We start from the raw sequence: 9,111 nt of genomic DNA on the forward strand, positions 1-9,111 counted from the left end.
TTCGCGAGTTGGTAGATGAGGGCGAGTTCATCGAGGTCTTCATTGATGCGCCGCTCGAAATCTGCATGGAGCGCGACCCGAAGGGGCTCTACAAGAAGGCCCAGGCGGGCGAGATCAAGAATTTCACCGGCTTTGACAGTCCTTACGAGGCCCCTGAATCGCCGGAACTGCACATTCAAACCGCGGATCTCAGTGCCGAGGATGCTGCCGACAAGGTGATCGCCGAACTCAAGCGGATGGGGCGTTTGGGTTGACGTCAGCCAAGCGGTGGCGCTGGAACAGCACCGCCTTGTCACGCTGGTCTTATTGTGGCTGACGGCCCCAGCCGACAAATGCGCCGTTGAGGTACTCGACTGCCGCCTTGGCATACAGGAAAGGTGAGCCGCCTGGTGAGAGGACTGCGCCACCGGCGGCGTTGAGTACCGCGTGCCCCGCACCGGTGTCCCATTCTTTGGTCGGACCGAAGCGCGGGTAAACGTCCGCGGAGCCTTCGGCGACGAGGCAGAACTTAAGCGAAGACCCGGCGGACACTGTTTGCGTGACGCCTTGTGCATTGGCGAAAACCTGGGTCGCCTCATCGGCATGGGACCGGCTCATAACTGCTGTCATGCCATTCTGGGGCGGTGTCCGCGTTGTGATGGAGGTGAGCATGTCGGTTGAGATGGATTCGCCGGCCTTGAGAGGGCCAGCCCAGGCCTTTGTTCCGCCAATGAATATACGTTCGCGGGCCGGGGCATAGACGCAGCCAGCCGTCGGTGATCGATTCTCAATCAGCGCAATATTGACGGTGAACTCGCCATTCTTGTTGATGAATTCCTTGGTGCCGTCGACCGGGTCGACCAAGATAAAGGCACCGTCTGTCTTGGGGCGAAAGCCCGCAGCAAAACTCTCTTCAGCGAGGACCGGTACGCCTGGGATGGTGCGCTCCAGCTCGGCGAGGATGATCGCTTCAGCAAGTTCATCCGCGTCGGTTACTGGTGATTTGTCATCTTTGCCGCGCGCTTCGAAATCGCTCTCGTAAACCTCCATGATCTTCACCGCTGCGAGCGAGCAAATCCGAGCAAATTCGAAGGCGATTGCGTTCTTGTCGTCGAGGTTCGGCATAGGAGAATTCCAGATCAAAGGTAAAAGTAAATGAGGGTGCTCAGCGCCGCGCAGGAGTAGGCGACAAAGACAATGCCGCCAAGCTGGAAGAAATCGCTGAGGCGGTAGCGTCCAGGCGTTATCACCATCAAGTGGGTCTGATAGCCGAAAGGCATCAAGAAGCTGGCACTGGCGCCGAAAGCGGTCGCGAGCGCAAAAGCTTCCGGTGGTAGCTCCAGCTGCACGGCGGTTGCCAACGCGACTGGCAGTGCTGTCAGCGCCGCGCTTGCATTCGAGAAGAGCTCCGTCATCGCCCAGGCGAAAAAGAAGATGATGGCCAGCGCCGCATAGGGTGGCAGGTCACGCGTCATGCCGGCAATGACAAGAGCGGCGGAGTCGGCGGCGCCTGACTGAGTGATGAGCAGGCTCAATAACACTGCACCCCAAAGGATGATGACCAGATCAAACGGGAAGTTGCGGCGGACTTCGCGCGCCGTCGTCCAGTTTAGCCCGATCACCAACGCGGCCAGACCGAGCGCGGCCTGGTGGAAAGGAATAAGTTGAGTAAGCGCGATGCCCAGGAAGATCGAAAAGCCGATCCCAAGAGCCCAGGCCGTTCGTGGCGCCATCGGTGTCTGACCGGGAGAGTCAACGTCCAGGATGTGCAGGTTAGGACGGACATTGTCGCGGCTGCCGAAATCGGGGCCGGCCGATAGGATCAGCACATCTCCCGTACGTAGTCGGATATCGCCCAGCTTGCCGGAAAGCCGTTCATCCCCGCGCCGGACAGCCATCACGGAGGCGTTGAAGCGGGCACGGAAGTCAGCCTCACGCAAGGTTCGGCCATCGAGCAGGCTTTGTCCGCTGATAACAGCGTGGAAGAATTCGTCGGAGGCCTGCTGTTTCGGCACGGCGTCGATCGTCAGGCCGGAAATCCCGTGCAGCTCGTCAAAATGTGAGACGTCGCCGACGAAAATCAGGCGATCGCCGGCATGCAGCACGAAGGCTGGGTGAACTGGCCGGATCACCCGGTCGCCACGATTAATTTCTGCGAGGTAGAAGCTGTGCAGCTTGCGTAACCGTCCCGCCGCAACGCTGCGTCCCGCCAGGTTTGACTCGTCCTCGATCCGCGCTTCGATGTGGAACACTCCGCTGGTGTCCGCTTCAGGGGCTTCGCGGTCTTTGAGCAGTATTGGCGCGAATAGGATGAGGGCAATGAAAACGGCGCTCAGGACTGCCATGCCAGGTAAGGCAAAGTCTATGATGGACAGTTGGATACCCATTCGGGCGGCCTCGCCGGTGACCATTAGGCTGGCGGAAGTCCCGAACGGTGTCAGCATCCCGCCAGCCAATGCAACATAGGATAGCGGCAGAAGTAGCAGATGAGGCGAATAATCGGGGCGGCGGGCGGCTGGGCCGAGTAAGGCGGCAACTACCGCGGTGTTGGGGGTTACTGCTGAGGCGAGCGCAGCTGAGCCGAGGAACCTGCTCAGTGTCACGCGCGGTGAGCGGCCTGGTCGACCAAATACCGCACGACTGAGGCCGGGCAGCTTTGCCAGCGCCGACGCTATGATCACCAGGCTTGTTACGGCAAGAATGGCTGGCGTGGTGAGACGGTCGATCGCATCGTCGAACCCGATGCGCCCGGTCAGGATGGCTGCCGCTGCAAACAGAGCGAAGGCCCGCGCGGTCGGTAACCGCCCGGACAGCAACACACCGCCCAGGATCAGCACAAGGGCAGCATCGATCAAGTTTTCACTCACGCGTCGTGCCCCCGTGCGATCAACATGTTTCACGAACCGTGTGATGACGGTCCCGAGTGGAATGCTGCGGAAGATGCGGGAGAAGTTCGCTGCAGCCTGAAACCATGCTAACCGCTCTCGGGTGAATTGAAAGCCGCTGCGATGCAGCAAGTTGACCGGGTACTGAGTTGTCCAACGTTGCTGATATCTCCGTTTTGGTCGTCGCCTACAAGAGCCGGGCCACGATTGGGGCCTGCATGCGGGCGCTCGAGGCACAAAGTCGCAGGCCGCGCGAGATTCTCGTGCTCGAGAATGGATCCCCGGTTGGCGAGCGCGTTGAGTTGGGTGATTTGCCCGATGGCGTCCGATTGATTGTGCAGGACGACAATCTTGGATTCGCGGCGGGCAATAACCTGCTCGCGAAATCCGCCTCTTCCGGCTGGATTGTCTTCCTGAATCCGGATGCTTTTGCTCATCCTGACTGGGTCGCCGAACTGGAGCTCGCCACACAACGCTATCCCGCCGTGAGTCTGTTTGGTTCGACCCAATATTGTGCCGACAAGTCAGGCCTGCTTGACGGGGTAGGGGATGTTTTCCATGCGACGGGGCTGGCTTATCGTGCTGGCTTCCTGCGCCCGGTAGCGCTCTTGCCGATAGAGGGCGAAGTATTTGGCCCCTGCGGCGCGGCAGCCATGATCCGGCATTCGCTCTTCCAGACGCTCGATGGGTTCGATGAAAGCCTGTTCTGCTACAGCGAAGATGTCGACCTGGCGTTTCGCGCGCGTCTGCTCGGCGAGCGTGCCATTCAGCTTCGCAGTGCCGCTGTCGATCATGTGGGTTACGCGTCATCGGGCCGCCGGTCGGAGTTCGCGACCTATTACGGTGTGCGCAATCGATTGACCGTATACTTGAAAAACATGCCGGGCTGGCTCCTGCCGGTGACGCTTCCCTTCCATATCGCCGCGACCGCACTGCTGTCGCTGGGGGCAATCAAGAATGGTCAGTTCCGGTTGTTCTGGAGGGCCATATTTGACGCCTTGAGCCGGTTGCCCAGCACATTCAAGGCGCGAAGACAGATTCAGAAGGCCCGCAAGGTTTCTCCCGGCAATGTCGCGCGGATGATTTCCTGGAGCTCCTACGCCCTGCTGGCGCGGATGCCGGATGTGAGGCCCTACCGCGAGGAGGCTAGTCGCAAGGGGTCTCTTCCAGCGCCGTGATCCGAATGGAGACAAGGTCGATCGTGTTGGCATTGCCGGCCCAGTCCGGCCAGATGGCCACATAGGCTTGTGGCCAGGTGCAAACGGTCGAGACGACCTCCAGCTCGACAGTCGTGATGTCTGCGGACACCTCAACCACCTCCCAGGAGGCCTGCCCCCGGTCTGGCATGAAGAAGTTCAGCTGGGCGGTGCGGGCGCCTTGCAAGGAACTCGACCGAAGCTGGTAGGTGACGCGAAGGCGGTGGCCTTCAAAGGCCCGTAATTCCTGCTCGGAAAGCGTAAAGAATGCCCCGGCCGACTGTACGCCGTCCAGTGGACCTCTTGCGGCACTGATCTGCGCAAAGCGGGTGCCTTCGTCTTCCAGAAAACTGGCCGTCAGACCATTGCCCGTTACCAGGCCGGACAGCGCGTCTCCTTCGATGACGGTCCCTTCCGTCAGGATTTCTTCCGGCGACCGGTGCGTGCTGTCACCGAAGCTGACCGCGGCGGTGATCATGCCGGCGGAGACAGCTGCGGCGAGCGGATAAAAAGCCCAGTCGGGTAAGGAAAGCATGCGGGTGTGCGCCTGTTAGCGAGGGTGTCGGAACAGAGTCCCTGTTTGGACCGCGCGGCCGCCATCGTCAATTGTCGGTCCATGTCAGAGCAAAGCCGGAGACGGCGAGACCCTTACCTCGATCTTGCCGTTTTTCATCGGCATGAATCGGTCTGGAGTCAAAGTCACAGGGGATAAAGTTGACGAAGAACTTGAACTTTCTCGCGACACGGCTGATTCTCAGCGCATGAACGTGCGTTCCGACATGCCCGAAGATGCGCTCGAAGTCGTGATCGCCCGCCTCGACAAGGCCATGGGGCGTGTCGAGGACGTGGCGCGGTCCATGCGCAATCGTGTTCACAAGGCCGAAGCGGCTGCGATCGAGGCTCGCGATGCAGATGTCGATCGCGCCAATCTCGCGGAGGCCCTCGATCAGGCGCGCGGACGAGAGGCTGCGCTGCAGGAAGCCGCCCAGATGGCGTCGGACACGCTGGACGTCGCAATCGCGGATTTGCGTGATCTCATGGCCGAGGAGGCGTGAAGCGATGTCGCGGGTCACTGTCACCCTGAACGGTCGCGACTTCACCATTGGCTGCGAGGCAGGCCAGGAAGCCTATTTGCGCGAACTCGCTGGTACGCTCGACACGCGGGTCTCCGACATTTCCGGTCAGGTCGGACAGATCGGCGATTTGCGCCTTCTGTTGATGGCGTCACTGATCCTGGTCGACGACCTCAAGGAATCCGATAGCCGCATCGAGGCGCTGGAAAGTCAGGTTCAGCGCCTGAACCATGAAAACCATGGCGCGAGCAGCTTGCATGCCGAGGCGCGTGGGCGTCTCGCCGGACAATTGGGGCGTCTGGCGGAGCGCATGGAGGCCTTCGCTGACGCAATCGAGACCGGTGATCCCGGTGATCTCGACGCGGACTCGCCTGCACAAGATGACGCCTACGCGGAAGCTGGCGCTTGAGCTCGAGGGCATTCGCCTCCACATAGGGGGTGGCGGTCATCTGCTGCGTGCGACCGGGGCGTCTATCCTGCGGACCGTACACCTCCACGAGGGAACTGCCTCTGTCTGGGACCGTGGTCCCGTTTAAGTGGTGCCCACCTGAAATGTCGGGTTTGTGGGGATAAACACGCTCTGACGGCGCAAGTGGAGCCGCCACATGAACTCCTCCGCCGATAAGCCGGCCTACCGCGCCCACCTGCTCGGGCTGCGCCGCCAGGCGGCGGAGACTCACCCGGAGGCCGGTCGAACGCTGGCCGGGATATTCCCGGACGCGTGGTTTCCGGAATCGCCGTCCTGTATCGCGGGTTACTGGCCGCTCGCGGGTGAAATGGATCCGCGCCCCCTGATGGCGCGCCTTGCAGCCTCAGGGCATTCCCTGTGCCTGCCGGTCATTGCTGGTGACCAACAGCCCTTGCTCTTTCGCGAATGGCAGCCCGGTGACGGGCTCGACCGCAGAGCCTTCGGCGTCAGGGAGCCGCAAACCTGCAAGCCTGTCTGTCAGCCCAGTCTTCTCCTGGTTCCGCTGCTTGGCTGTGACCGGTCCGGAAACCGGCTCGGCTTCGGCAAGGGGTATTACGACTACACCCTCTCAGCCCTGCGTGCGACGCGACCGACAAGGGCGATCGGGCTGGCTTTTGACTGCCAGATGGTTGCCGACCTGCCTGCAGACGGTCATGATCAGCCACTGGATGCATTGGTCACAGAAAGTCGTTTTGTGGTGTTTTGACTGATCGTCCGAGGGTGCGAAAGCCAAGTCGGGGCGCCATGACTTTCACTGTTACACATGATCCAGCGAATTCAGCTGCTTGCCTGACCCACACCGGTCCGGTTGATGCGGACGAGATCAAGGCGTCGCGCCTTGAGCTCAAGGACGTCGCGAATGCTCAGACTGTTCGCGGGGCGCTGATCAACATCACGGACGCCACGATTGCGGCGGAGCCGGTGGAGATTATCGAGAATGTTCAGGGTCTGGTCGATGATCTGCACCCGGGCACCAAGCTCGGATTCGTCGGTCGTCTCGAAGACCAGGAAATCGTCTCGATGATCGTGGCTACGGTCGCCCACTCGACCGGGCGCAGGGTGGGCCAGTTCCACGCGCTGGAAAAGGCCCTGTGCTGGATCCGGCTCGACTGGGAAGCGGCCGCGGCCTGCGATTGCCTGCCGATCACGGAATAGCGCTTGTGAAAACGCCCCGATCCCTGGGGCCGGGGCGTTTTCAGCGCAATCACGGTTGCCTAGTAGCGGTAATGCTCGGCCTTGTACGGGCCGGCCTGCGGCACGCCGATATAGTCCGCCTGGTCTTCCGACAGGATTGTGAGCTTGGCGCCCAGCTTGTCGAGATGCAGGGCCGCGACTTTTTCGTCGAGATGCTTGGGCAGGATGTAGACTTCGTTCGTATAGTCATCGCCCTTGGTCCACAGCTCGATCTGGGCCAGCGTCTGGTTGGTGAAGCTGGACGACATCACGAAGCTCGGATGACCGGTTGCATTGCCGAGATTTACCAGACGACCTTCGGACAGGAGGATGATGCGGTGGCCTTCCGGGAAGTTCACCAGATCGACCTGCGGCTTCACATTGGTCCACTGGAAGTTCTTCAGGCTCTCGACCTGAATCTCATTGTCGAAATGGCCGATATTACAGACGATCGCCATGTCCTTCATGCCGCGCATATGGTCGACCGTGAGGATGTCCTTGTTGCCGGTCGCGGTGACGAAGATATCCATGTCGGCGATGACGTCTTCCAGACGCACAACCTCGAAACCGTCCATGCAGGCCTGCAGGGCGCAGATCGGGTCGATCTCTGTGACGTAAACGCGGGCGCCGGCACCGGCGAGCGACTCGGCGGAACCCTTGCCGACATCGCCATAGCCACAGACGACAGCCTTCTTGCCCGCCATCATGACGTCTGTGCCGCGACGGATTGCGTCGACCAGGCTCTCGCGACAGCCATAGCGATTGTCGAATTTCGACTTGGTGACACTGTCATTCACATTGATGGCCGGGAAGGGCAGCTCGTCCCGCTTCTGCATCTGGTAAAGGCGCATGACGCCGGTCGTCGTTTCTTCGGAAACGCCCTGGATTGCGGCCTTGGCCTTGGCGAACCAGCCCGGGGTCGCTTCAAAGCGCTTGCGGATCTGAGCGAAGAGAGCGGTCTCTTCTTCCGACTTCGGGTGGTCGAGCAGGGTCGGGTCTTTTTCTGCCTTCTCACCGAGGATCAGATACATGGTGGCATCGCCACCATCATCGAGGATCATGTTGGCGGTCTTGCCGTTCGGCCAATGGAAAATGGCGTCGGCATAATCCCAGTATTCTTCCAGCGTTTCGCCCTTTGTGGCGAAGACCGGCACGCCGGTCTCGGCAATCGCCGCGGCCGCGTGATCCTGGGTCGAGAAAATATTGCACGAGGCCCAGCGGACTTCAGCGCCGAGCGCGGTCAGCGTCTCGATGAGAATGGCGGTCTGAACCGTCATGTGCAGGGAGCCGGCAATGCGCGCCCCCTTTAGCGGCTGCGCGTCCTTGTATTCTTCGCGCAGCGCCATCAGGCCGGGCATTTCAATCTCGGCCATGTCGAATTCGATCCGGCCCCATTTGGCCAGCGACATGTCTTTTACGACGTAGGGCTTTTCCGCAGCAAATTGCGTCATGACCATCAGGTCCTTCTTTATCGGTGTTCTCGGAGCGGCAGGGCCGGTGTGTTGGCCGTGCTCATATCAGTTTCAGAGGAGCGAGCGAAGCTCGTCCGCCAGATCGGTGCGTTCCCAGGAGAAGGCGCCATCCGCGCCGGGGGTGCGCCCGAAATGGCCATAGGCCGCGGTGCGGGCATAGATCGGCTTGTTCAGCTGGAGGCGTTCGCGAATGCCGCGCGGTGACAGATCGGCCATCTGGCGCAGCGCATCTTCAAGCCTGGCTTCATCGACCTGCCCTGTGCCGTGCAGGTCGACATAGAGCGAGAGCGGTTTGGAGACGCCGATGGCGTAGGACACCTGGATGGTACAACGCTTGGCCAGTTCGGCAGCCACGACATTCTTGGCCAGCCAGCGGCAGGCATAGGCGGCAGACCGGTCGACCTTGGTCGGGTCCTTGCCCGAGAAGGCGCCGCCGCCATGCGGTGCCGCACCGCCATATGTATCGACAATGATCTTGCGACCGGTCAGGCCGGCATCACCATCCGGTCCGCCGATCACGAAGGTGCCGGTTGGATTGACGTAAAATTCCTCTTCCGGCGGCAGCCAGCCCTCAGGCAGGACTTCGGCGATGACCGGGCGAACCAGTTCGCGGATATCAGCCTGGCTCAGGCCTTCCTTGTGCTGGGTCGAGACGACGACCGACGTTACGCCGGCCGGTACGCCGTTCTCATAGCGCATGGTGACTTGCGACTTTGCGTCCGGCTCGAATTCCGGTCGCTCGCCGGATTTGCGAAGCTCGGCCATGCGCTTGAGGATCTGGTGAGAATAGGTGATCGGGGCCGGCATGAGCTGCGGCGTCTCGTCGGAGGCATAGCCGAACATGATGCCTTGATCGCCCGCGCC

The 9,111-nt window shown here is 61.1% G+C and carries 11 protein-coding genes; 6 read left to right on the top strand and 5 right to left on the bottom strand.

Annotated elements, in window-relative coordinates; all coding sequences use genetic code 11:
- A partial coding sequence (locus QZ266_RS13995) for an adenylyl-sulfate kinase (protein WP_295696205.1) occupies positions 1–254 on the top strand: 254 nt, incomplete at its 5' end.
- A 49-nt stretch (positions 255–303) separates the two neighbouring features.
- Here the strand turns inward: QZ266_RS13995 and cysQ are convergent.
- Together cysQ and QZ266_RS14005 are read right to left on the bottom strand one after the other, a co-directional pair.
- On the bottom strand, positions 304–1,104 hold the full coding sequence (gene cysQ / locus QZ266_RS14000) for a 3'(2'),5'-bisphosphate nucleotidase CysQ (RefSeq protein WP_295696207.1): 801 nt from the start codon (positions 1,102–1,104) through the stop codon (positions 304–306).
- Positions 1,105–1,118: 14 nt separating this feature from the next.
- A complete protein-coding gene (locus QZ266_RS14005; protein ID WP_295696208.1) occupies positions 1,119–2,834 on the bottom strand; it encodes an SLC13 family permease in 1,716 nt (571 codons plus the stop codon).
- 179 nt (positions 2,835–3,013) lie between these two features.
- Here QZ266_RS14005 and QZ266_RS14010 point away from each other — a divergent pair, with 179 nt between their 5' ends.
- Positions 3,014–4,042: a glycosyltransferase family 2 protein gene (locus QZ266_RS14010; RefSeq protein WP_295696210.1), complete on the top strand. Its 1,029-nt coding sequence runs from the start codon at positions 3,014–3,016 to the stop codon at positions 4,040–4,042.
- Here QZ266_RS14010 and QZ266_RS14015 read toward each other — a convergent pair.
- The gene (locus tag QZ266_RS14015) at positions 4,011–4,595 is read right to left on the bottom strand and encodes a hypothetical protein (protein WP_295696212.1); all 585 of its coding nucleotides are present in this window, start codon (positions 4,593–4,595) and stop codon (positions 4,011–4,013) included. The two genes, QZ266_RS14010 and QZ266_RS14015, sit on opposite strands and share 32 nt — an antisense overlap.
- A 226-nt stretch (positions 4,596–4,821) precedes the next feature.
- Here QZ266_RS14015 and QZ266_RS14020 point away from each other — a divergent pair, with 226 nt between their 5' ends.
- The 4 genes from QZ266_RS14020 to QZ266_RS14035 all read left to right on the top strand — a co-directional run bounded on the left by QZ266_RS14020 (position 4,822) and on the right by QZ266_RS14035 (position 6,757).
- Entirely contained in the window at positions 4,822–5,115 is a 294-nt protein-coding gene (locus QZ266_RS14020; protein ID WP_295696214.1) for a DUF4164 family protein, read from the top strand.
- Positions 5,116–5,119: 4 nt separating this feature from the next.
- A complete protein-coding gene (locus QZ266_RS14025; protein WP_295696216.1) occupies positions 5,120–5,542 on the top strand; it encodes a cell division protein ZapA in 423 nt (140 codons plus the stop codon).
- Positions 5,543–5,738: 196 nt separating this feature from the next.
- Positions 5,739–6,308, top strand: a complete 570-nt coding sequence (locus QZ266_RS14030; RefSeq protein ID WP_295696218.1) for a 5-formyltetrahydrofolate cyclo-ligase — start codon at positions 5,739–5,741, stop codon at positions 6,306–6,308.
- Positions 6,309–6,346: 38 nt separating this feature from the next.
- Positions 6,347–6,757, top strand: coding sequence for a hypothetical protein (locus tag QZ266_RS14035; RefSeq protein WP_295696220.1), 411 nt, complete (start codon positions 6,347–6,349; stop codon positions 6,755–6,757).
- Between the two features lie 59 nt (positions 6,758–6,816).
- Here QZ266_RS14035 and ahcY read toward each other — a convergent pair whose 3' ends face one another.
- Together ahcY and metK are read right to left on the bottom strand one after the other, a co-directional pair.
- Entirely contained in the window at positions 6,817–8,226 is a 1,410-nt protein-coding gene (ahcY, locus tag QZ266_RS14040; RefSeq protein ID WP_295696223.1) for an adenosylhomocysteinase, read from the bottom strand.
- 72 nt (positions 8,227–8,298) lie between these two features.
- The coding region (gene metK / locus QZ266_RS14045) for a methionine adenosyltransferase (protein ID WP_295696222.1) at positions 8,299–9,111 on the bottom strand (813 nt) is incomplete at its 5' end.

This window comes from uncultured Maricaulis sp., assembly GCF_905480005.1.
In the GTDB taxonomy this organism is placed as follows: Bacteria; Pseudomonadota; Alphaproteobacteria; order Caulobacterales; family Maricaulaceae; genus Maricaulis.

Coding starts and splice junctions, on each gene's coding strand:
- QZ266_RS14025 (WP_295696216.1), top strand. CDS start 5,120: ATGTCGCGGGTCACTGTCACCCTGAACGGTCGCGACTTCACCATTGGC.
- QZ266_RS14035 (WP_295696220.1), top strand. CDS start 6,347: ATGACTTTCACTGTTACACATGATCCAGCGAATTCAGCTGCTTGCCTG.
- QZ266_RS14030 (WP_295696218.1), top strand. CDS start 5,739: ATGAACTCCTCCGCCGATAAGCCGGCCTACCGCGCCCACCTGCTCGGG.
- cysQ (WP_295696207.1), bottom strand. CDS start 1,104: ATGCCGAACCTCGACGACAAGAACGCAATCGCCTTCGAATTTGCTCGG.
- QZ266_RS14015 (WP_295696212.1), bottom strand. CDS start 4,595: ATGCTTTCCTTACCCGACTGGGCTTTTTATCCGCTCGCCGCAGCTGTC.
- ahcY (WP_295696223.1), bottom strand. CDS start 8,226: ATGACGCAATTTGCTGCGGAAAAGCCCTACGTCGTAAAAGACATGTCG.
- QZ266_RS14020 (WP_295696214.1), top strand. CDS start 4,822: ATGAACGTGCGTTCCGACATGCCCGAAGATGCGCTCGAAGTCGTGATC.